The 21,272-nt window shown below is 71.5% G+C and carries 18 protein-coding genes; 11 read left to right on the forward strand and 7 right to left on the reverse strand.

Annotated features, from left to right (window positions below):
- Positions 1-3: 3 nt before the first annotated feature.
- Entirely contained in the window at positions 4-2,085 is a 2,082-nt protein-coding gene (locus tag JOF43_RS01350) for a S9 family peptidase (protein ID WP_209898081.1), read from the reverse strand.
- 369 nt (positions 2,086-2,454) lie between these two features.
- Between JOF43_RS01350 and JOF43_RS01355 the strand changes: the two genes are divergently transcribed.
- The 5 genes from JOF43_RS01355 to JOF43_RS01375 all read left to right on the forward strand — a co-directional run bounded on the left by JOF43_RS01355 (position 2,455) and on the right by JOF43_RS01375 (position 7,691).
- The gene (locus tag JOF43_RS01355) at positions 2,455-3,612 is read left to right on the forward strand and encodes an LLM class flavin-dependent oxidoreductase (protein WP_209898083.1); all 1,158 of its coding nucleotides are present in this window, start codon (positions 2,455-2,457) and stop codon (positions 3,610-3,612) included.
- A 153-nt stretch (positions 3,613-3,765) separates the two neighbouring features.
- Positions 3,766-4,461, forward strand: coding sequence for a CE1759 family FMN reductase (locus JOF43_RS01360; RefSeq protein WP_209898085.1), 696 nt, complete (start codon positions 3,766-3,768; stop codon positions 4,459-4,461).
- A gap of 173 nt (positions 4,462-4,634) precedes the next feature.
- Positions 4,635-5,417: a sugar phosphate isomerase/epimerase family protein gene (locus tag JOF43_RS01365; protein ID WP_209898087.1), complete on the forward strand. Its 783-nt coding sequence runs from the start codon at positions 4,635-4,637 to the stop codon at positions 5,415-5,417.
- Positions 5,414-6,406, forward strand: coding sequence for a hydroxyacid dehydrogenase (locus JOF43_RS01370; protein WP_209898089.1), 993 nt, complete (start codon positions 5,414-5,416; stop codon positions 6,404-6,406). The genes JOF43_RS01365 and JOF43_RS01370 overlap by 4 nt, the downstream gene beginning before the upstream one ends.
- Before the next feature lie 151 nt (positions 6,407-6,557).
- The gene (locus JOF43_RS01375) at positions 6,558-7,691 is read left to right on the forward strand and encodes a LacI family DNA-binding transcriptional regulator (RefSeq protein WP_209898090.1); all 1,134 of its coding nucleotides are present in this window, start codon (positions 6,558-6,560) and stop codon (positions 7,689-7,691) included.
- Positions 7,692-7,850: 159 nt separating this feature from the next.
- Here JOF43_RS01375 and JOF43_RS01380 read toward each other — a convergent pair whose 3' ends face one another.
- Genes JOF43_RS01380 through JOF43_RS01390 form a run of 3 tightly spaced genes read right to left on the reverse strand, consistent with a single transcriptional unit; the run spans position 7,851 to position 11,166 of the window.
- Positions 7,851-8,717 (reverse strand): sugar phosphate isomerase/epimerase family protein, encoded by an 867-nt coding sequence (locus JOF43_RS01380; protein ID WP_209898092.1) that lies wholly within the window; start codon positions 8,715-8,717, stop codon positions 7,851-7,853.
- Positions 8,714-9,988: a DUF993 family protein gene (locus JOF43_RS01385; RefSeq protein WP_209903002.1), complete on the reverse strand. Its 1,275-nt coding sequence runs from the start codon at positions 9,986-9,988 to the stop codon at positions 8,714-8,716. Before JOF43_RS01385 ends, JOF43_RS01380 begins: the two co-directional genes overlap by 4 nt.
- 5 nt (positions 9,989-9,993) lie before the next feature.
- Positions 9,994-11,166, reverse strand: coding sequence for a Gfo/Idh/MocA family protein (locus JOF43_RS01390; RefSeq protein WP_209898095.1), 1,173 nt, complete (start codon positions 11,164-11,166; stop codon positions 9,994-9,996).
- Positions 11,167-11,602: 436 nt separating this feature from the next.
- Here JOF43_RS01390 and JOF43_RS01395 point away from each other — a divergent pair, with 436 nt between their 5' ends.
- Both JOF43_RS01395 and JOF43_RS01400 read left to right on the forward strand, forming a co-directional pair.
- Positions 11,603-13,828, forward strand: a complete 2,226-nt coding sequence (locus tag JOF43_RS01395) for a glycosyl hydrolase family 95 catalytic domain-containing protein (protein ID WP_209898096.1) — start codon at positions 11,603-11,605, stop codon at positions 13,826-13,828.
- A gap of 135 nt (positions 13,829-13,963) precedes the next feature.
- Positions 13,964-14,131, forward strand: coding sequence for a hypothetical protein (locus tag JOF43_RS01400; RefSeq protein ID WP_209898098.1), 168 nt, complete (start codon positions 13,964-13,966; stop codon positions 14,129-14,131).
- Positions 14,132-14,182: 51 nt separating this feature from the next.
- On the opposite strand, the gene JOF43_RS01405 is transcribed toward JOF43_RS01400, so the two are convergent.
- Positions 14,183-14,620, reverse strand: coding sequence for a glutaredoxin family protein (locus tag JOF43_RS01405; RefSeq protein WP_209898100.1), 438 nt, complete (start codon positions 14,618-14,620; stop codon positions 14,183-14,185).
- Between the two features lie 111 nt (positions 14,621-14,731).
- A complete protein-coding gene (locus JOF43_RS01410; protein ID WP_209898102.1) occupies positions 14,732-15,247 on the reverse strand; it encodes a GNAT family N-acetyltransferase in 516 nt (171 codons plus the stop codon).
- A gap of 254 nt (positions 15,248-15,501) precedes the next feature.
- Between JOF43_RS01410 and JOF43_RS01415 the strand changes: the two genes are divergently transcribed.
- The 3 genes from JOF43_RS01415 (at position 15,502) to JOF43_RS01425 (ending at position 18,788) form a co-directional block, all read left to right on the forward strand.
- On the forward strand, positions 15,502-16,086 hold the full coding sequence (locus tag JOF43_RS01415) for a hypothetical protein (RefSeq protein ID WP_209898103.1): 585 nt from the start codon (positions 15,502-15,504) through the stop codon (positions 16,084-16,086).
- Positions 16,087-16,426: 340 nt separating this feature from the next.
- Positions 16,427-17,782 carry a PepSY-associated TM helix domain-containing protein gene (locus JOF43_RS01420; RefSeq protein ID WP_281065039.1) on the forward strand — a complete coding sequence of 452 codons (1,356 nt, stop codon included), beginning with the start codon at positions 16,427-16,429 and terminating at the stop codon, positions 17,780-17,782.
- Positions 17,783-17,912: 130 nt separating this feature from the next.
- Complete coding sequence (locus JOF43_RS01425) at positions 17,913-18,788, forward strand: phosphotransferase family protein (RefSeq protein WP_209898105.1); 876 nt, start codon at positions 17,913-17,915, stop codon at positions 18,786-18,788.
- 77 nt (positions 18,789-18,865) lie between these two features.
- Here JOF43_RS01425 and JOF43_RS01430 read toward each other — a convergent pair whose 3' ends face one another.
- The gene (locus JOF43_RS01430; protein ID WP_209898107.1) at positions 18,866-19,441 is read right to left on the reverse strand and encodes a DinB family protein; all 576 of its coding nucleotides are present in this window, start codon (positions 19,439-19,441) and stop codon (positions 18,866-18,868) included.
- A 322-nt stretch (positions 19,442-19,763) separates the two neighbouring features.
- On the opposite strand from JOF43_RS01430, the gene JOF43_RS01435 reads away from it, so the two are divergent.
- Positions 19,764-21,230: a hypothetical protein gene (locus tag JOF43_RS01435; RefSeq protein WP_209898109.1), complete on the forward strand. Its 1,467-nt coding sequence runs from the start codon at positions 19,764-19,766 to the stop codon at positions 21,228-21,230.
- Positions 21,231-21,272: the final 42 nt, after the last annotated feature.

Consider the following 21,272-nt stretch of genomic DNA (forward strand, 5'->3'; position numbering starts at 1 on the left):
GGCTCAGCCCAGCGTCGCGGGACGCTCCCAGCTCCCGCCGCGCACGTGCTCATCGAGGAAGGCGAGGAAGGTCTCGTACCACACCTGCGCGTTCCCCCGGCCCTGGATCCAGTGCCCCTCGTCGGGGAAGTACAGGAAGCGGTGCCGGGTGCGGCCGTCGGCGTCGCGCGGGGTCGCGGAGAACTCGTGCAGGTCGTACCAGAGGGCGTGGCCCTGCGCGATCGGCACGCGATAGTCCTTGTCACCGTGGATGACCAGCATCGGCACGACGATGTCGGCCACGGAGCCCTTGGGGTCGTAGCGCGAGTTCTGCTTCCGCATCGGCCGGTCCCAGCCGGCGTTGTCGGTGGTGTGCCCCATCGTCTCGGTGTCCCAGAGCGAGGCGTGGGTGACGATGCAGCGGAAGCGGTCGCCGGTGTGCCCGGCCACCCAGTTGGCCATGTAGCCGCCGTAGGACCCGCCGGCGAAGGCGGTGCGCTCGGCATCGATGTCCTCGCGTCCCACGGTGGCATCGGTCAGCGCCATGATGTCGGTGAACGGGGCGCCGCCCAGCTCGTGCTGGCCGCGATCGATCATCGCCTGGCCGTAGCCGGTGGAGATGGCCGGGTCGGGCAGCAGCACCGCGTAGCCGGCGGCGGCGAAGGGACCCGGGTTCCAGCGGTAGGTCCAGGCGTTCCACGATCCCCAGGGGCCGCCGTGGGCGAAGACGACCAGTGGGTGCGGCCCCTCACCCTCGGGCAGCCGCAGCCAGGCCCGCAGTGCGGTGCCGTCTTCCGCCGTCGCGGTGACCTCGGTGAGAGTGCCCACCTGGGCGACGGCGTCGGCCGGGTTCGGCAGCTCGTGGACCTCCCCGGTGGCCGGGTCGATCCGCACCGGATACGGTGCCACGCTGATCCCGGAAGCCGTGGCGATCACCGCTGCCCTGGCCACCGAGGCGGCGGAGAAGTCGAGCTCCTGCTCGGGGCCGCCGGCGAGTCGCCGCGGCGCCCGATCCTCGACCCCGCCGATCCACACCGCGCCGCGCCCATGGTCGTCGCTGGTCGCGATCAGCGTGGTGTCGTCGAGCCAGACGGGGGCGACCCAGTGGTCGAGCTCCGGCCACACGGGCGTGGAATGTCCACTGGCCAGATCGAGGATCTCAGAGGTCGCGGAGAGGCTCGCCTCCTGGGTCCAGGTGCGGTGACGTCCGATCAGAGCTCGGGTGCCGTCGGGGCTGAACTCCCCGGGCCCGAACTCGAGCTCTGCCGTGGCCTCGCGCAGCAGTCGCGGGGGCTGCGCCCCGAGCAGATCGATCAGGTAGAGGTCCGGCGGGCCGAGGAGCTCGCCGCGGGAGTCGGCCATGGCCACCAGGGCGCGGGCGCCGTCGCGATCGACCGTCCAGTCCTCGAGGCGCCCGGGCGGCATGGTCACGTGGCGGAAGTGCAGCACCTGCGTGTGCGGGGAGTCCTCAGAGGTGTCGCCATCGCTATCGGCCGAGCCCGTGGAGCCGGTGTCGGCGGGACCCTTGGAGCCGGCGTCGGCGGTCGCCTCGGCCCAGGAGAGATCTGCGGGCAAAGCGGCCAGGGCGAGCACCGGGCGGGAGGGGCCGAGATCGTGGTCCCAGCGGCGGGTGGGGAAGCCGTCATGGAGGGCGGCGGTCACCTTCGCCTCCTCCCGCTGCTTCGTCAGGCGTGCATGCTCGGGCTCGTCCCGGGCTTGGGAGTGCACCTCGAGTTCGGCGACGAGGTGCCCGCCCGCCAGGTGCAGGGCGCCGAAGCCGCCGGGGCGGGCGGCGAGCTCGCGGGCCTCGCCGCGCGGGGGCAGGGCCCACAGCTGGGCGTCATCGGCCTCGGTCCCGTCCTCGCCCACGCGCTGCGCGGTGAAGTATGTGATGCCGTCCTCGGCGGCGGCGACCGCACCGATCGAGGCGTCGCCGCGGGTCAGCGGCAGCAGACGGTCGCCGTCGATCTCCACCAGTGCGGTGCGGTACGCGGTGCCCTTCGCGTTCGGCGATGCCACCTTCGCGAGGATCCTGCCCCCGTCGGTGGTCTCGAGCCCGGCGAGCCGGGACGCGTCCAACAGGGCTTCGATGCTCTCGCGTGTCATGGCGCACCATCCTGTCACCATCGCCCTGGAGGCGCAGGGGTTTCTCCGGGCGGAGGGGATCGCGTCGGCCGAAGGACCCGACGCGAGTTCCGGGCCGACCCGGGACCAGGCATGAGCAGCCCCGCACGAAACCCGGCGCGTCCCCCAGTGCGAGCTTGGGTCACGCACGACCCCAGCCCGGCGCGGTGGACCCGACCAGCCGGTGACCCACGGGGCGACGGGGATCACCGCGGACTTGCACTCGCCCACCATCTAGTTTAGTTTTGAACTATCTTCCGGGACGGCGGCGCGAGCACCGCTCCTGCCAGGCAGGGGCACCGGCTCCACCGCCTCCCTCCCGGTCGCCGAGACCCACCGCTAGGAGCGATCATGCAGTTCGGAATCTTCACCATCGCCGACATCACGCCGGACCCCACCACCGGCAGGATCCCCACCGAGAACGAGCGCCTGCGCTCCATGGTGGCCCAGGCGAAGCTCGCCGAAGAGGTCGGCCTGGACGTGTTCGCGATCGGCGAGCACCACAACCCGCCCTTCGTGACCCCCTCCCCCACCACCACGCTGGCCTACGTCGGCGCGCAGACGAAGGACCTCATCCTCTCGACCGCGACCACGCTGATCACGACCAACGACCCGGTGAAGATCGCCGAGGACTACGCGATGCTGCAGCACCTCACCGGTGGTCGCGTGGATCTGGTGATGGGCCGCGGCAACACCGGCCCGGTCTACCCCTGGTTCGGGCAGGACATCCGCAAGGGCGTCGAGATCGCGATCGAGAACTACGACCTGCTGCGTCGGCTGTGGACCGAGGACGTCGTGGACTGGGAGGGGAGCTTCCGCACCCCGCTGCAGCAGTTCACCTCCACCCCGCGCCCGCTGAACGGCGTCGCCCCCTTCGTGTGGCACGGCTCGATCCGCTCCCCGCAGATCGCCGAGCAGGCCGCGTACTACGGCGACGGATTCCTGCACAACAACATCTTCTGGCCGATGAGCCACACGAAGCAGATGGTGCAGCTGTACCGCGAGCGCTTCGAGCACTACGGCCATGGCACGGCAAGCCAGGCGTACGTGGGCCTGGGCGGACAGGCGTTCATGCGCAAGAACTCGCAGGACGCGATCGACGAGTTCCGGCCCTACTTCGACAACGCCCCGGTCTACGGCGGCGGTCCCTCGATGGAGGACTTCACCGCGGCCACGCCGCTGACCGTCGGCTCCCCCGAGCAGGTGGTCGAGCGCTATCTGACCATGGCCGATCACGTCGGCGACTACCAGCGCCAGATGTTCCTCATGGACCACGCGGGCCTGCCCGAGAAGACGGTCATGGAGCAGATCGAGCTGCTGGGCACCGAGGTGGTCCCGGTGCTGCGCCGCGAGCTGGAGGCCCGCAAGCCGACCGACGTGCCCGAGGCGCCCACCCACGCCGCCCGCGTGGCCGCCGCCGAGGCCGAGCGCGGCTCCTTCGACGACGCCTACAGGTTCGAGACCGGCGACAACTGGACCGGCCTGCGCGCCGAGGACTCCCGTCGCTGAGGCCCGGCCCAGGGTGGCCCACCGACCAGGATTGCCGCGTCAGGACCGATGCCGACCACCACATCGGTCCTGAGGAGGCAATCCGGCGCCCCACCCCGGCACTCCACCCCAGCACTCCCGCCCCTCATCCGCTCCTGAAAGAGGTCACCTCTCATGACCGATACCTTCCGCCTCATCGCCTTGTCCGCAGGCCTCTCGACCCCCAGCTCCACCCGCATGCTCACCGACCAGCTCTCCCGGGCGGCCGCGAAGGCCCTCGGCCGGGACGACGCCGAGGTGGACGTGACCACGGTGGAGCTGCGCGAGTACGCCCATGACATCACCGACGCACTGCTCACGCGCTTCCCGAGCGAGAAGCTGTCCATGGTGATCGAGTCGGTGCGCGCCGCCGACGCGGTCATCGCGGTCACGCCGGTGTTCAACGTCGGCCCCTCGGGGCTGTTCAAGACGTTCTTCGACGCCGTCGACATCGACGTGTGGGCGAGTAAGCCGGTGTTGCTGGGCGCGACCGCGGGCACCGCCCGCCACTCCCTCGCGATCGACTACGCGATCCGCCCGATGTTCGGCTACCTGAAGGCCGAGGTCGTGCCGACGGTCGTCTTCGCCGCCTCCTCCGACTTCGGCGCGGACACCGAGGGCCAGGCGGACGAGCAGCCCCTCGCGGCACGGGTGCGGCGGGCAGCCGCGGAGCTGGCCACGATGCTGCGGGCGGGCACCGGCTCCGCGGCGGGGGGCGCCGAGGATCCGGCCGACGAAGGCTCCGATGCCGAGTCGGCGGCGACCGCCCCGACCCGGGACGCGGAGTTCGCCGACTTCGTGCCGATGGGGACGCTGCTCGGCAAGCGCTGAGCCCCGACCTGCGGGCCTGCGCTGCGCAGGGGAAGACTCCGCACGAGCGGCGACGGCATCCGCGACCTCCGAGCAATGGGATACCCTGACGAGCAACCGCTTTCCGTTCGCGGGGCGAGCCACACCCCGCTCACCGGGAGCTCCGTCCCCGCCCCGCTCGCCGAGGAGGCGCCATGATCCGCCCCGGACTCTGCTCCGTCACCTTCCGCGAGCTCGCGGTCGATCGCGTCGTCGAACTCGCGGCCGGGGCCGGGCTCGAGTGCATCGAATGGGCCGGCGACGCCCACGTCCCGCCCGGTGACACGGTCGCCGCCGAGCGCGCCCGCACCCTGACCGAGCAGGCGGGCCTCGCCGTCGCCTCTTACGGCTCCTACCTGCGGTTCGAGGGCTCCGACGAGGAGTTCTCCGGTCAGAGCGAGGCGGTACTCCTGGCCGCCCGGGCCCTCGGTGCCCCGCGTATCCGGGTGTGGGCCGGCCGCACCGGCTCCGCCGAGGTCAGCTCCGCGCAGCGTGCCCGGATCGTCGGCAGGATCCAGCAGTTCGCCGATCGCGCCGGCGAGCAGGGCCTCGACGTCGGCCTCGAGTTCCACGGCGGCACGCTCACCGACGAGATCACCTCGACCCTGGACCTGCTCGAGGAGATCGGCCGCGACAATGTGCGCAGCTATTGGCAGCCCCACCAGGACATGCCCGCCGCCGAGGCCCTCGACACCCTGCGCCGGGCGCTGGAGAGCACCTCGACGATCCACGTCTTCTCCTGGTGGCCGGACCATCGGCGACATCCGCTGTCCGAGCGCGGAGGGCTGTGGCGCGAGGCCTTCGGCCTGTTTGCGGCCGAGGGGTCGGGCCGTGACGCCCTGCTCGAGTTCGTCCCCGACGACGACCCCGCGGTGCTGACGCGCGAGGCCGAGAGCCTGCGTGGCCTGATCGCCGCCGGAGTGGAGCGTGCCCGGTGAAGACGCTGCTGGCGATGCCCGCAGGGCTGCCCGCCCGGATGTTCGACGACGCCCAGCTCGCGCGCCTGGGCGAGCTGGCCGAGGTCGACACCGACTGCGCCGTCGCCGATCTCACCGTCGCCGGCGATGAGGAGCTGGCCGCGGTGGAGGTGCTGGTCACCGGCTGGGGATCGCCCCGCATCGATGCCGCGGCCCTCGCGCGCATGCCCCGGCTGCGGGCGATCGTCCACACCGCCGGCACCGTGCGCTTCGTGGTCACCGAGGCCGTGTGGGAGCGGGGCGATGTCCTCGTGACCTCGGCGACCGAGGCCAACGCCGTGCCGGTCGCGGAGTTCACGCTCGCCCACATTCTGCTGGCCGGCAAGCGCAGTCTCGCCCGGGAGGCGCGCTACCGCATCGATCACCGGGTCCGCCCGGGCGCCTCCGTGGACCCGGGGATCGGGAACCACGGGGGCGTCGTCGGCCTCATCGGGGCTTCACGGATCGGCACCCTGGTGGCCGAGCACCTGCGCCCCTTCGCCCTGGAGGTGCTGGTCACCGACCCCTTCGCGGGCGCGGAGCGGATCGCGGACCTGGGCGCGACCAAGGTCGAGCCGGAGGAGCTGTACGCGCGCAGCGACGTGGTGAGCCTGCACGCGCCCGACGCCCCCTCGACCCGGGGCATGGTCAGCCGGGAGCTGCTGGCGCTGATGCGGGACGGGACGACCTTCCTCAACACCGCCCGCCCGGCCCTCGTCGACCTCGATGCCCTGCGCGAGGAACTGGTCTCCGGCCGGCTCTCCGCGGTGCTCGACGTGCACGACGACCTGGCCGACGACGACCCGCTCTGGGACCTCGCGAACGTGGCGCTGACACCCCACATCGCCGGCTCCCAGGGCAACGAGCTGCATCGCCTGGGCGAGCACGCCCTCGAGGAGATGCGGCGACTCGCGCAGGGCGAACCGCCCCGCTTCCCCGTCGACCCCTCCCGGCGGGAGGTCACCGCCTGAGACGCCCGGGCACCTCCGCAGGAGCAAGCTCACGCCGCCGGCGGGACCGAATCCCCGCTCGCGGCGGGGTGCTCTGGTTATGCTGGCTGAGGTCGGGACAGCGTTTCCCCGCCCCCGTCACGACCGCAGTCCCCGAGCAGTAGGAGCCCCGATGCCCGCCGTTCGTCTCAGTGACGTCGCCCAGGACGCCGGGGTCTCCCTGGCGACCGCCTCCCGCGTGCTCAACGGGTCCACCCGAGTGCCCGGCAAGGCCGTCGCCGAGAAGGTGGAGGCCTCCGCGCTCAAGCTCGGCTACGTGCCCAATGCCCAGGCCCAGGCCCTGGCTCGGTCGCGCTCGGGCCTGATCGGACTCGTGGTCCACGACATCGTCGACCCCTACTTCGCGACCATCGCCCGCGAGGTCCAGCAGCAGGTGTTCGCCTCGCAGTCCCAGGTGCTGTTCACGCAGACCGATCGTGAGATCGACACCGAGATCCGGGCGCTGCGCTCGCTGATCGCCCAGCAGGTAGACGCCCTGGTGCTGGTGGGCTCCCACCGCTACGGCAACGACTCCGACGCCGCCCTCACCGCCCTGCTCGAGGGCTTCGCCCGCAACGGCGGCCGCGTGGTGGGCATGGGGCAGTCCCTGGGCGTGGGGCGCACGATCGTCCCCGACAACGCCGCGGCCGCACATGAGTTGGCCACGGCGCTGATCGTCGGGGGCCACCGGCGCTTCGCCGTGGTCCAGGGCATCGCCGGGATCCCTTCGGCCGGGGACCGCACCGGTGGTTTCATCGCCGCGCTCACGGAGGCCGGCATCGAGCCGGAGCTGAGCATCGAGGTGGGGCTGACCCGCGACGGCGGCCATGTGCTGGCCCAGCAGATCCAGGAGCACCTCGCGGCCGCCCCCGACGATCCGGTCGGGGAGTCGCTGCCGCTGTGCGTGTTCGCTCCGGCCGACGTGATGGCCCTCGGGGCGCTCGGCGAGCTGCGCCGCCTGGGGATCGACGTGCCCGGCCAGGTCGCGGTCGCGGGCTTCGGCGGAGTTCCCGACGCCGACGACGCCAACCCGACGCTGACCACGATCGCCCTGCCCCTGCACGAGATGGCGCGTCAGGCCGTGGACTGGGTGCTCGAGCAGCCCGACGAGGGCTCGGCCATCGGCCCGGAGGGCTCCGAGGGCGGCGCCGCGCACGAGGCGGCGGACACGTCACCGGAGGGCTCTGCCGAGGAGACGCCGTCGGAGGTGCATGTGCGCGGTGACGTGCTGCTGCGCGAGTCGACAGCATTGGCCGCCTCCGACTGAGAGCTCCTGCGGGTGCTCGAGCGGGACGGCGTCTCCGCCACGAGCCACGTCGAGAAGGGGACCGCTTCCGCGGCACCTTTCTCGACGCAGTGGTCGCGCTCGGTGCACAGAGTGCCAGGGACGTCAGGCATCGGGCATGTCAGGTGCACCCGGGCACCCTCACGCGTGCGGCAGCACCAGCTGCCCGAAGCGCTCGGCGATGATCGAGGCGGCGTCGTCGGCCGGGGTGGCCCAGACGTCCTCGTTGAAGATCTCGACCTCGATGTCACCGGTGTAGCCGGCCTCTCTGATCATCGTGGTGATGGCGGGGAAGTCGATGTAGCCGTCGCCCATGTAGCCGCGTGAGTGCAGCGGTTCGGCGGCCAGCGGCAGGTTCCAGTCGCACACCTGGTAGCTCCAGAGGCGCTCCGCGGCGGCGGCCCGCTTGATGGCGCGCTCGAGATACGGATCCCACCACACGTGGTAGGTGTCCACGACGACGCCGGCGGCGGGGCTGCCGGAGGCCTCGGCGATGTCGAGTGCCTGGTCGAGGGTGGAGACCACGGCACGGTCGGCGGCGAACATCGGGTGCAGGGGTTCGAGGGAGAGCGTCACCCCGCGCTCCTCGGCGTAGGGGGCGAGGGTCGCGATGGCCTCGGTGACCCGGGACCGAGCCCCGGCGATGTCCTTGTCCTCGCGGCTGATGCCGCCGACGACGAGCACCAGCGTGGGGGCGCCGAGGGCTGCGGTCTCGTCGATCGCCCGCCGGTTGTCCTCGAGCGCCTCGGCGCGATCGGCGTCGGCGGCTGCGGTGAGGAAGCCGCCGCGGCACAGGCTGCTCACCCGCAGCCCGGCGTCGTCGACCCGGCGGCGCAGGGCATCGAGGCCCACCTCGGCGACGTCCTGGCGCCACAGTCCCACGGCGTCGATCCCGTGGGAGGCGGCGACCTCGAGGAACTCCTGGATCGCCGTGGTGCGGAACGTCCAGCGGTTCAGGGACAGCCGCGGGGTGCCGGTGCCCAGACGCTCAGAGGGTGGGGTGTTCATGCGCTCGCTCCTGTCGCGTCCTCGAGGTCGTAGCCGGCCAGGCGCAGCATCGCGTGCCAGCGCTCGGCGGCGAGGGCGGGGTCCTCGAGATTACCGGTGGTGGCGGCGAGCTCGACGGTGCGCGAGAGGTGGGGCAGGCTGCGCGCGGAGTGCATGCCGCCCACCATCGTGAACGCCTGCTGGTGGCCGTTGAGCCAGGCCAGGAAGGCGACCCCGGTCTTGTAGTGGAAGGTGGGGGCGGAGAACACGTGGCGTCCCAGCTCCTCGGAGGCGTCGAGGATGCGGCGGGCCTCGTCGGGATCGCCCGCGTCCAGCGCTTGCACGGCGGCGGAGGCCGCGGGGGCGGTGGCGGCGAATGCCCCGAGAAGGGCGTCGGAGTACTCGCCGGGTGCCTGCTCGGCTCCCGGCTCGGTGGTGCCGGTGCCGTCGCCGACGATGAGGTGGGAGAAGTGGAAGTCGTCGCCGGTGAGCATCCGCACCCCGGCGGGCAGCTTCTCGCGCACGGCGATCTCGGCGGCGTCGTCCAGCAGGCTCATCTTCACGCCGCGGATCCGGGTCGGGTCCTCGGCGATGATGCGCAGCAGCGTCTCCGCACCGGCTGCCGTGTCGGTCGAGCCGAAGTAACCCTCCAGCTGGGGGTCGAAGGCGGTGCCCAGCCAGTGCAGGACGACGGGCTCGGTGGCCGCCTCGAGCACGCGGCGGTAGACGTCCTCGTACTCGGCGGCCGAGGTCGCCACGCGCGCCAGATGGCGGCTGGCCATGAGCACCGCTCCCGCGCCGGTGGCCTCGGTGGCCTGCAGCTGCTCGATGTAGGCTTCGACGATCTCGTCCAGGCTCAGCTGGTGCTCGCTGCGCTGATCGGTGGAGACCCCGGCCACCACGAGGTCGCGCACCTGCGCACCCTCGGGGAACACCGCGGCGATCTCGGGATCCGTGAGCGCCTCGCGGGCGCCCCGCGCGGTGCGGGCGATCAGCTCGCGGGTGGCGGAGGGGTCCAGGCCCATGTTGCGCTGGGCGGTGTCCATCGCGTCGGCCACTCCGAGGCCACGGGACCACATGGTGCGACGGAAGGCCGACGTGGCGTCCCAGTCGATGTCGGCGGGGGCACCGGGGGTGTTGTCCCCGTCCGCCCGGGGGACGACGTGCACGGCGGCGAAGACGACGCGGGAGCGCAGCGGACCGCTCGGCCGCGCGAAGGCCGGCGCCTCATCCAGTGCGATGCGGCGCAGCGAGCCGTCGTCATCCAGCAGGGTCAGCTGCAGGGTCTCCACGGTGCTCACACCTCCGTCAGCGGGTCGAGGTCGATGCGGCGGCCCTCGGCCGAGCTGGCGAGGCCCGCTTCTGCCAGGCGCACGCCGCGGGCGCCGGAGAGGAAGTCGTACGGGTACGCGGAATCCTTCGGCTCCTCGGCCACGTGGCGGAGGAAGCCCTCCCACTGCACCTTGAAGCCGTTGTCGAAGCCGTCGGGCCCGGCGTTGTCGGGCACCTCGATCCAGTCGGCGCGGTAGTCGTGGCCGTCCTTCACGTCGGGGTTCCATACCGGCTTGGGAGTCGCCTCGCGGGGCTGGATGTGCGCGCTGTGCAGGCCGACGACGGCGGAGCCGTTCGTGCCGTCGACCTGGAACTCCACCAGCTCGTCGCGATGGACGCGCACGTCCCAGCTGGAGTTCATCTGCACCACGGCCCCGCCCTCGAGGCGGAAGACGCCGTAGGCGGCGTCGTCGGCCGTGGCGGTGAATTTCTCGCCCGTCTCGTCCCAGCGCTCCCCGATGTGCGTGGCGGTCTGGGCGTAGACGTCCTCGATGCGACCGAAGAGCTCCTCGATGACGTAGTTCCAGTGCGGGAACATGTCGGCGACGATGCCGCCGCCGTCCTCCGCGCGGTAGTTCCAGGAGGGGCGCTGGGCGCTCTGCCAGTCACCCTCGTAGACCCAGTAGCCGAACTCGCCGCGCACGGAGAGGATGCGGCCGAAGAAGTCGGCGTCGATCAGGCGACGCAGCTTGAGCAGGCCGGGCAGGTACAGCTTGTCGTGGACGACGCCGCCCACGGTGCCGTGCTCCTTGGCGAGGCGCGCGAGCTCGAGGGCGTCCTCGAAGGTCTCGGCGGTGGGCTTCTCGGTGTAGATCGCCTTGCCGGCCGCGATCGCCTTCTTGAGGTTCTCCACCCGCAGGTTCGTCACCAGCGCGTCGAAGTAGACCTCGTACTCGGGGTCGGCCAGCGCGGCGTCGATGTCGGTCGTCCAGTTCGTCAGGCCGTGGCGCTCGGCGACGGTGGCCAGCTTCTCCTGATTGCGGCCCACCAGCAGCAGGTCGGGCAGGAGCCTGTCGCCGTCGGACAATGTGACGCCGCCCTGCTCCTGGATCGCCAGCAGCGAGCGCACCAGGTGCTGGCGATAGCCCATACGCCCGGTGGCGCCGTTGACGATGATCCCGATCCTGCGTGTGGCCATGTGCGTGTGCTCCTCGGTGTCCGGCCGCGATCGGCGTCGATCCGGCGGGGCTGACGATGAGGTCGGCGGCACCTCCCACAGACTGCCGTCGCGCGACCGAGTCGGTGGTAACCGCTTTCCGTCGGACCAGTAGATCACGAGGCGACGCGGGATTCAAGCCATGCACGCCCCGACAGGGCGCGACCAGGGGCCGCCTGCCGCAGTGGACGCCCGATGGTGACCCACGTCGCACATCGTGCAGGAATGCCCTTACCATGGGGGTGCCCATCTCCCGGCGTCTCGGAACCCGCCCTGGGACGTCTCGGGTCAGCGGGGCTCGAGCCGGCGATGACCTGACGCCGGTGCCGCCGCGGTGCTCGACGCTCGCGAACGCCGGCCGCCACCACCCTCCTCGCGCCCTCGCCCGCTCCTGGGCGCCGTCGAAAGGTCTTCCCGCATGACGGACCCGACCCTGCTGCGCCGCACCGGCGCCGCCAGCCGCTGGCTCGAGGCGCTGCCCCTGGGCAACGGACGGATCGGCGCAATGGCCTGGGGCGATCCCGGCGTCGCCCGGTTCGGACTGAACGAATCCACGTACTGGTCCGGCTCCCCCACCTCCACCGCTGGCCACCGCACCGCGCACCCAGAGGCCTCGCGGCTCCTCGCCCGTGGCCGGGAACTGTTCACGGCCGATCATGTGGCCGAGGCACAGGAGCTGCTGGAAGGGCTCGGGGCGGCCTGGTCGCAGGCGTATCAGCCCGTCGGTGACCTGGTCCTCACCGGTGGCGCGGGCGCTCATGGTGAGCTCGAGCGCCTGCTCGATCTGGAGCGCGCCGAGCACGTGGTGCGCACCCCCGCCGGCGAGCACCGCACCTTCATCAGCGTCGCCGACGACGTCCTCGTCCACGCCTTTCCTCTGGCGCCGGGTTCCGAGGTCGAGGTCGAGCTGGACTCGCCCCAGGTGGAGGAGCATCGAGCGACCGCCGCCGGCCAACTCGCCGTGGTGCTCCGCGCCCCCTCGGACGCTCCGCCGGAACGTCACCTCGCCCCGATGGCCTGGGACGAGGAGGGAGCCGGCCGCGTCGCCGTCGTGGTGCGCAGTCGCCGCGACGGCGACCGCGCGCTGGTGGTCTGCGCCCTGGCCACCACCTGGCAAGGTCTCGGCGAGCAGCCGGACAAGTCACCGGCCGACGTCCTGGCCGCGGCGACGGCGCAGGCCGAGGCGGCGCTGGAGCGCGGCGAGGACGAGCTTCACCGCCGCCACCTCGCCCATCCGCTGCCGGGCGCGCACGAGGTCGCCCTGACCTTGAGCGGCGCGGAGGACTCCGCGCTGCTGGCGACGTGCTTCGCCTATGGCCGCCACCTGCTCGCCTCCTCCTCGCGGCCGGGCCTGCCGCCTGCGACGCTGCAGGGCATCTGGAATGCCCAGGTACTGGCTCCGTGGTCCTCGAACTACACGGTCAACATCAATCTGGAGATGAACCACTGGGCGGCCGGGGTCGCCCACGTCCCCGACGCCGCCGCAGCGCTGGAGGGGTACACCGCGATGCTGCGGGAGGTCGGGGCCGAGACCGCCCGTCGGCTCTACGGGGCCGACGGCTGGACCGTGCACCACAACTCCGACCCCTGGGGGTACTCCGACCCCGTACGCGGCGACCCCAAGTGGGCGACCTGGCCGATGGGCGGGCTGTGGCTCGAGCGTGAGCTCGACTCGCTGAGCGCCTTCACCGGCGAGGACCCGCAGGACATCGCCGAGCGCCGCTTCCCCAGGCGGCGCGGCGCGGCCGCCTTCGCCCTGGATCTGCTGCACGAGAGCGCGGACGGGCATCTGGTCACCTTCCCCTCGACCTCCCCGGAGAACGAATGGGTCACCGCCGCGGGCAGAGCCGTCGCCCTCAGCGAGGGCACCGGGATGGACCGCTGGCTCCTGCGCGAAGTGCTCGAGGCGCTGGTGGCCGATGCCGAGCTGCTGGGCCGGCTCGAGGACCCGGTGGTGGCCCGCGCCGTGGCGGCCCTCCCCCTGATCCTCGCCCCCCGCGTCGGCGCGGACGGACGAGTGCTCGAGTGGCACGCCGACGCGCTGGCCGAGATCGAACCGACCCACCGCCACGTCTCCCACCTGGGCTTCCTCTATCCCGGCAGCGAGGAGGTCGAGGAGAGTGTGGAGCAGGCGGTGGCCGCCTCGCTCGAAGGCCGCGGTGACGAGGCCACCGGCTGGTCGCTGGTGTGGAAGACCTGCCTGTGGGCGCGCCTGCATCGTCCGGACCGCGTCCAGGCCCTGTTGGAGATGTTCCTCCGCCCGGCGGAGAACCCGGACGGCAGCGAGCGCAGCGGCCTGTACCCGAACCTGTTCTCCGCCCATCCCCCGTTCCAGATCGACGGGAACCTGGGCCTGGTCGCGGCGCTCGCGGAATGCCTGATCCAGAGCCACCGCGGCGAGATCGAGCTGCTGCCTGCGCTGCCGGCGCTGATGGCCGACGGGTCCGTGCGAGGGCTGCGGGCCCGGCCGGGGGTCGCCGTGGACATGAGCTGGGTGGACGCCACGCTGACCTCGCTGACCCTGCGCGCCGTGGGACCGGGAGCGCTGGGAACCCACCGCGTGCGGTGCGGCGAGCACGAGGTGACCATCGAACTTGCCGACGAGAACCCAGCGCAGGTCGACGTGGACGGGCTGCGCAGGTAGCACCTGCACCGTGCGCGCGACGGAGTCCCGTCCGAGAGAAGCCATACGAGCCGGCGTCGCCCACCCCTACCCGAACCGGTCACGCGTGCGAGATCCTGGTGTCGAGCAGCTGGGGCGAAGACCGAGGAGAGCAACATGACGACCTACAAGATCGGTGACGGTGTCCGCACGAAGGACGGCCCGATGAAGCACCAGTACGGAACGGTGGTCTACCTCCGCGAGGACGATGGCACGTACCTGGTGCGGTTCGGCGGTTCGCAGCAGCTGTACTTCCGCGCCGACGAGCTGGAGCCCTGGGAGTAGGGCCGAGGTCAGAAGAGATCGCCACGGCTGACTGGCGCGAGGACAAGCTGCTCAGCGCACCCTCGAGAGCCGTTCCCGAAGCTCCTGCGCCGTGGGGTTGCGCAGCACGTCCTCACCGATTAGAGCCGTTGGCGTGAGCTCGTCACCACCGTTGACCTCGCGAACCCGTGCCTTCGCCTCCTCATCCCGCCAGACGTTCACCCAGATCACGCGCGGGTCCTTGCGGAGCTGCAGCATCAGCCGCTCGCAATAGAGACAACCCGGCTTCCACAGCACCAGGGCTCGACCGGGAGCGAGTGCCGCCATCGCGCGCGGCCAGGGCGTGTGGCGGCCGCGCCGGCCGGACCAGAGAGCGACCGCGATGACCCCGAGCTCACCGACCACCCCGACTATCACGCCGTCGCGGTGGTCGTCCGCTCCGAGCACGAGCGCCAGCGCGGCGACCGCGAGCGTGCCCACGACGAGGGTCGGCAGGGTTCCGCGGTGCATGCACTCAGGGTAGGGCGCGCAGAGATGGGTTCACGTGGGCCCGTCGCTACTGCCCCGTGCGTGGGTATCAGCGCCGGGCGACAGACGGAGGGGAGACTCCGCCGCGTGACGCTACGAGGAGGGCGGAGTCCCACCCTCGAGGGTGAGCTGGAGGAACGACAGGTCGAGCCACCTGCCGAACTTCCACCCGACCTGCGGGAATCTCCCCACCTCCCGGAAGCCGAGCTTCTCGTGCAGCCTGATGGAGGCAGCGTTGCCCGCTTCGACCCCCGCGACCAGCACGTGCATGCCGGCCTCGCGAGCCCGGGAGACCAGCTCGCGCAGGAGGTTCTCCCCGACCCCCTGCCCGCGCTGGTTTCCTCGCACGTAGACGGAGACCTCCGCGGTGAATCGAAATCCTTCCCACGCGCGCCAGGTGCCGAATGTCGCGTATCCGACCACCTCACGGTCGTCGTCGAGCGCGACTAGCACCGGGTGGCCTGCCGTTCGATGCTCGGCCAACCACACCGCACGATCCGCCTCGTCCACGCGACTCGCGTTCCACACCGCCGTCGTGTGCAGCACCGCATCGTTGTAGATCGCGGTGATGGCGGGGAGCGACGCGTCGGTCGCTTCTTCGATGTTCATGCGTGCTTCCTGTTCTCGTACGGCGCCCCGGACGTCAGCGGAGCCGGGCAATAGTATGTGGGCGTGGCCGCCAGGACCACGGCTGCCGGCGCGTGTGACGAGCAAGCTCGCGACGAGGCGTCGAGCCGTGACGGCGTGGGCGGCACACGGCCTCCGGCACCGCCTCCAGGGCATGCATATTCTGGTCAGGTGTTTCCCAGGTAACTCCCCCGAGACCCTGTCGCCACGCCGTGACCTCCGGCACAATGGGCGCCATGTCCTCCCGCCTTACCCCGCTCCGCCTGGTGCGGGGCGCGGTCGCCGCGACGCTGACCACGACCGTAGCCCTGGGTGGTCACCTGGTCGGCGGCGAGGCGGTGCCCTCGTGGATCGCGGTCGCGCTCCCCTGGTGGTTGTCGATCATCGTCTGCACCCTGCTGGCGGGGGGTTGTTTCACGCTGTCGCGCATGGCTCTGGCCGTGCTGGCCAGCCAGGCGATCTTCCATGGCATGTTCCGGGCAGGCTCCTCGAGCGGCTCACCCTTCCTGATGGCAGATCCTCCGGGCCCGCACGCGGGCCACGGCGATGCCTGGATGACCCTCTGGCACGTGCTCGCAGCGCTCCTCACGGCAGTCCTCCTTCACCACGGGGAGTCGACCTTGTTCCGGTGCTTCGGTGCCGCCCGACGTCTGCTGAGCGCACTCCGCCGGCCCGTCGACGTGCGGATCCCGCTGAGGCGGCCCGCGTCGACCGGTCGCCCCGCGATCCCAAGCCTGACGCACCTGCTGCATGCGCAGCGGGCGGTGCTCACACCTCAGCTGCGCCGGGGCCCACCCCCGCCCGTCGCTCCCGCCACGTGACCCCCTTCTTCGAACGCACGGCTCGACCGCACGGAGCGCACCCGCCCTCGCAGGCGGGCAGCTCGTCGTCGGCCTGCGCCGAATGGGCCAGAGGCACTCCGCCTGCGGCGCCTGCCCACTACGTCTCGACCTCGACAGCACGATGACCCGGCAGCGCCCAGTGCACCCCATCCCTCTCCCCGAGGCGACGCCCGACCGATTGCCCTGACAGGGGTTCCGCGAGGCGGTTCGACCTCACTCTCGCCAAGGACTCCTCATCACACGCACCGACACGTCCTCACCGCCCCGATCGCAACCTCCCGTCGCGTCCCGCCGCTGGCTGGTCCCGCTCCTGAGACGCCTGCACTTCTACGCCGGTATCGCTGTGGGCCCATTCCTCCTGGTCGTCGCACTCAGCGGCGCGCTGTACGCGCTGTCCACCCCGGTGGAACGCATGATCTACTCCGACGAGCTCACCGCTCCGATCAGCGGCGAGGCCCTGCCGCTGGCCGACCAGGTCTCTGCGGCGACCGACTACGTCGGCCAGGAGGAAACCCTGGTGGCGGTACGTCCCGCCCCCGAACCCGGTGAGACCACCCGCGTCATGTACTCCGGGACCGATCTCGGCGAGAGCGAGACCCGGGCGATCTTCGTCGACCCGGCGACCGCCGAGGTGCGTGGCGACCTCACGACCTACGGCACCAGCGGTGCGCTGCCCGTGCGCACCTGGATCGACCAGCTCCATCGCGGCTTGCATCTCGGAGACTTCGGGCGCAACTACAGCGAGTTCGCCGCCTCCTGGATGGCGGTGGTCGCGCTCGCCGGCATCGGGCTCTGGGTCGCGCGCGCCGTGACCTCGCGCAGCCGGCGCGAGGCTCTCCTGCCCCGCCGTGACGTCAGCACCAGGCGCGGCACCCTGTCCTGGCACGCCTCCGGCGGGATCGTGCTGGCCCTGGGCATGCTCTTCCTCTCCGCCACCGGCATCACCTGGTCCCAGCATGCCGGGACCCACGTCACCGACCTCCGTGCCGCCCTCGGCTGGACCACGCCCGCGGTGACGACCCAGCTCGGCGAGGAGACGGCCGTCCCGGACGAGCATGCGGGCCACGCCGGCCACGGAGGCGGTGAGAGCGGCCACCCCTCAGCAGAGCCAGGCACTGCCGACCCGGCGATGTTCGACCATGCGCTCGAGATGGGCCAGGCGGAGAACATCGACAGCACCAACGTGGAGATCCTCCCGCCGACCTCCGAGGACACTGCCTGGGTGGTCCAGGAGATCCAGCGCAGCTATCCCACCATGGTGGATTCGGTCGCGATCGACATGGGCGACATGGAGATCGTGGACCGCGTGGACTTCGAGGACTTCGGGCTGATGGCGAAGCTCGCCCGCTGGGGGGTCGACATCCACATGGGCACCATGTTCGGCCTGGTCAACCAGATCGCGGTGGCTCTCGTGGCCCTCGCGATCGCGGCGATGGTCGTGCTGGGCTACCGCATGTGGTGGCAGCGACGCCCCACTCGGGGCGGGACGGCCCGCGTAGGGAAGCCACCGGCCCGCGGTGCGCTCCAGGCCGCCCCCTGGTGGGGCATCGGGCTGGTGGCCCTCGTCGCGCTCGCCATCGGCCTGTTCCTGCCGATGGTCGGCTTCGGCCTCATCGGATTCCTCGTCGTGGACTTGATGGTGCAGGCCCGAAGAACGGACCGCTCACCGCACTGACTCCTCCGGCAGCCGTCGATCACCCGGCGCACCGGTGATCGGGGCTGCGAGCACGACCACGGTTCCTCGCCATGGTCCCCGAGGTCCCGTCCGACAGACGGACGACTGCCCCGGCGCATAGGGTCGCGGCATGGACACCGAGAGCGCCGACCCTGTTCGTCACGTGCTCGAGTCGTTGAGCGCTCACCGAGGCGCCGAACTCGTCCATCGGTTCGACCACGGAGTCGGAGGGACGTCCTTGATCGCGCTCGACGGATCGCGCCAGGTCCTGAAGGCGTGGCCGGCATCCGAGGAGGACAGGGCCCGGCTCGATACCTCCCTGGAGCTCGCGGACACGATGCGGACACGGGGCGTCGCCGTGCCGAGGGTTCTCGAGCGCGGGGAGGTCGGTGGAGTCGGATACGCCCTGTACGAGCACCTCCCCGGGGCCTGGTCCGATCAGCTGGGGCCCGAGGCGATGGACGGCCTGGTCCAGATCGTCGATGCGGAGCGTGATGCGGCGCCGCACCCGAATCCGGGATGGCACGACGAGCTGCGCCGCATGCTGGCCCGTGGCGATGCGTCCTTCGACATCGATCCCCAGGCGCTGCTCGCCGCACCGGCCGCCGCGCGAGTCCTCGAGGAGGCGCGACGTCGACTCGACGCCTGCGCGGCAGGCAGCCTGCGGACCGCCGACATCGTGCATGGCGACTTCGCGCCCGAGAACGTGCTCCTGCACGAAGGGCGCGTCGTGGGCGTGGTCGACTGGGAACGAGCCAGGATCGGCGATGCAGGCATCGACCTGGTCGGCGCGATCTTCGACCTCGAGATCTGGGAGAAGGCCGCCGCCGGTCCGAGACGCCGTCTGTGGACCGCCGCCTCGGAGCGCATGCCCCCCGAGGCGCTGGCCGCCTACGTCGGGGTGTACGCCGTGAGGTACCTCAGCTGGTCGGTCGGCACGTCCATGGAGTCGCAGGTGCTGGACCTCGCGCACCGTCTGCTCGAGCGGACGCACGATCCGACCTGAGCCTGAGGGTGATCCCGGCCCGATCCCGACGTCGGGCCGGAAGCGCTCCGCGAGGTCGGGCCGCGAGGCGAGGACGTTTAGGAGCGGCGGAACTCCTCCGCCGCGTCCCGGATCCTCCCGGTGAAGCGGTCCCAGAACTCGGGATCATCGCCGAGCTCGTTCTGGAGGTTGCCCGCGCGCCCGTCGATCAGCTCGCGCACGATGTCGGCGTGGCCGGCGTGCTGCGACGTCTCGGCGACCATCCTGATCAGGAGCGCCCCGAGCGTGGTGTCGGGCTCTTTCCACCAGGGCACGTGGCCGGGACTGTCGAGGTCGAGTTCCGCGAGAGTCGCATTGGCGTGGGCGCACGCACGCCGGTACAGGGCCACGATGTACTCGCGGGACTCCCCGGGGATGGCCCACATGTCTGCCCCGTCCCAGATCGACCTGTCCTCCTGCCAGCTGATGCTCACTCCCGCAGGCCGCCCGAGGCAGTCCCCGAGGTAGCCGTACTCGAGGCCGGCCAGGTGCTTCACGAGGCCGAGCAGGTTGGTACCGGTCGGGGTGAGTGGTCGTCGGAGGTCGTACTCGTCGAGCCCCTCCAGATTGTCGAGAACATTCGCGCGCGCATGGATGAGTTTCCGGTGCAGCTCGTCCTGGAGATCGTGGCCCATACAGCGATCGTAGTGACCCGCTCCGACCGCGGAAGTCCGAACCTCTCAGACGTACGTCCCACCACCGGACCCGCGAGGAACGACTCTGCCGGCGAGCCACGACACCATCGTAGTGGCGCCGGTCCCTCCGGCAGCGGCGGGGAACAGTTACGTTGAAGGCGTCACGCCATCGGTTTCGTGGGCAGGCAAGGGTCGTGTCCTCGCTTCCTGCGGGTGCGACAGCGACCTTCCGGGGGCCGGGGCGGTGGAGACGGCAGCGGAGGAAAGGTGGGGTGGCGCAGTGAACGCAGGGCGACGGGGAGGATCCACAGGGTTCCGGAAGGTGGCCTCGGCAGCGGCGGCGGTGGCGCTGGTGGCGACCACCGGCGCCTGCATCTTCGGGCCGGACCGGTTCGACGTGCAGGTCGCCGACGAGGCCCCTGCCTCGACCGTGCTGGCCGGCAAGGACCCCTCACGGACCGCGATCGCTTTGAGTGCCGCGCTCTTCGAATCGGCCGACGGGGCGGTGGTCGCCACCGAGGACTCCGTCGATGCGCTCGCCGAGGTCAGCTCCCGCTCCGGGCTCCCCCTGCTGATCGGCACCGATCAGGAGGTCGCCGCCGAGCTCGAGCGACTGGGCACCAAAACCGTCGTGACGGCAGAGGGCACGGACGTCTCCTCACTCGCGGACGGTCTCGACGTCGAGGAGATCGACCCCGCGGACTCGGAGGCCGACCTGCCCGAGGCGGGTGGGGACCGGGAGCCCGCCCCCGTCTCGCTGTTCGTCGACCCGGAGCTGGACGATCCCGCACAGGCCGTCGCTCGTGCCGAGGTCGAGGCGGCCGGCGGCGCCGTCACCGAGATGCCCGGCGGCGACCCCGGCCGCAGCAGCGACGCCGTGGCAGAGGCGAAGGACGCGATCGGGGGGGACCCGTCATCAGGCGTCCTCGCCGTCGGCGAGTCCTTCGGCCCGGCCGAGAAGTGGGCGTCCACCCTGCAGATCACCCTCACCGCCCCCGAGCTCCCGGGCGGCGGCACGAGCGTCTTCCCCGGTCGGCGCATGATCGCCGCCTACGGCTCCCCCGGCATCCCGTCCCTCGGGATCCTCGGGGAGCAAGGGGTCCAGGAGTCGATCGATCGCGTCACGCAACTGGCCGAGGACTACTCCGGGCTCACCGACGAGCCGGTCGTGCCCGCCTTCGAGATCATCACGACCCTCGCCTCCTCGCAGCCGGGTGCCGACGGCGACTACTCCAGCGAGCTCGATCCCGAGATGCTGCGCGAATGGGTCGACGCGGCCGGGGACGCCGGCGTCTACGTCGTGCTCGACCTGCAGCCCGGCAGCACGGACTTCCTCACCCAGGCGAAGCGGTACGAGGACCTGCTCGCCGAACCCCACGTCGGGCTGGCGCTCGATGCGGAATGGCGGCTGGAGCCCGGCCAGAAACATCTCGAGCAGATCGGCTCGGTCTCGGCCGAGGAGGTCAACGAGACCTCCCGGTGGCTGGCCGATCTCACCTCGGACCACGGCCTCCCCCAGAAGGCCCTGATCCTCCACCAGTTCAGCAGCTCGATGATCACCGACCGCCAGAACCTCGACACCTCCCGTCCGGAGCTCGCGCTCACGGTGCACGCCGACGGCCACGGCACCCCGGACTCGAAGCTGGAGACCTGGAACGCCCTGCAGAAGGACCTGCCGGAGGGGATCTTCATGGCGTGGAAGAACTTCTACGACGAGGACACCCCGACCTTCGCCCCGGAGCAGACCTACGAAGTCGAGCCGCGCCCCTGGTTCGTCTCCTACCAGTGAGGGCTGCTCCGTGCTGCTGACCGACGCGCAGGTCGCAGAGTT

It is taken from the genome of Brachybacterium sacelli (genome assembly GCF_017876545.1).
Classification (GTDB): domain Bacteria; phylum Actinomycetota; class Actinomycetes; order Actinomycetales; family Dermabacteraceae; genus Brachybacterium; species Brachybacterium sacelli.

Excerpts from the sequence above, each read along its gene's own strand:
- JOF43_RS01350 (WP_209898081.1), bottom strand. The coding sequence starts at position 2,085 with ATGACACGCGAGAGCATCGAAGCCCTGTTGGACGCGTCCCGGCTCGCC.
- JOF43_RS01355 (WP_209898083.1), top strand. The coding sequence starts at position 2,455 with ATGCAGTTCGGAATCTTCACCATCGCCGACATCACGCCGGACCCCACC.
- JOF43_RS01360 (WP_209898085.1), top strand. The coding sequence starts at position 3,766 with ATGACCGATACCTTCCGCCTCATCGCCTTGTCCGCAGGCCTCTCGACC.
- JOF43_RS01365 (WP_209898087.1), top strand. The coding sequence starts at position 4,635 with ATGATCCGCCCCGGACTCTGCTCCGTCACCTTCCGCGAGCTCGCGGTC.
- JOF43_RS01375 (WP_209898090.1), top strand. The coding sequence starts at position 6,558 with ATGCCCGCCGTTCGTCTCAGTGACGTCGCCCAGGACGCCGGGGTCTCC.
- JOF43_RS01380 (WP_209898092.1), bottom strand. The coding sequence starts at position 8,717 with ATGAACACCCCACCCTCTGAGCGTCTGGGCACCGGCACCCCGCGGCTG.
- JOF43_RS01390 (WP_209898095.1), bottom strand. The coding sequence starts at position 11,166 with ATGGCCACACGCAGGATCGGGATCATCGTCAACGGCGCCACCGGGCGT.
- JOF43_RS01395 (WP_209898096.1), top strand. The coding sequence starts at position 11,603 with ATGACGGACCCGACCCTGCTGCGCCGCACCGGCGCCGCCAGCCGCTGG.
- JOF43_RS01400 (WP_209898098.1), top strand. The coding sequence starts at position 13,964 with ATGACGACCTACAAGATCGGTGACGGTGTCCGCACGAAGGACGGCCCG.
- JOF43_RS01405 (WP_209898100.1), bottom strand. The coding sequence starts at position 14,620 with ATGCACCGCGGAACCCTGCCGACCCTCGTCGTGGGCACGCTCGCGGTC.
- JOF43_RS01410 (WP_209898102.1), bottom strand. The coding sequence starts at position 15,247 with ATGAACATCGAAGAAGCGACCGACGCGTCGCTCCCCGCCATCACCGCG.
- JOF43_RS01415 (WP_209898103.1), top strand. The coding sequence starts at position 15,502 with ATGTCCTCCCGCCTTACCCCGCTCCGCCTGGTGCGGGGCGCGGTCGCC.
- JOF43_RS01425 (WP_209898105.1), top strand. The coding sequence starts at position 17,913 with ATGGACACCGAGAGCGCCGACCCTGTTCGTCACGTGCTCGAGTCGTTG.
- JOF43_RS01430 (WP_209898107.1), bottom strand. The coding sequence starts at position 19,441 with ATGGGCCACGATCTCCAGGACGAGCTGCACCGGAAACTCATCCATGCG.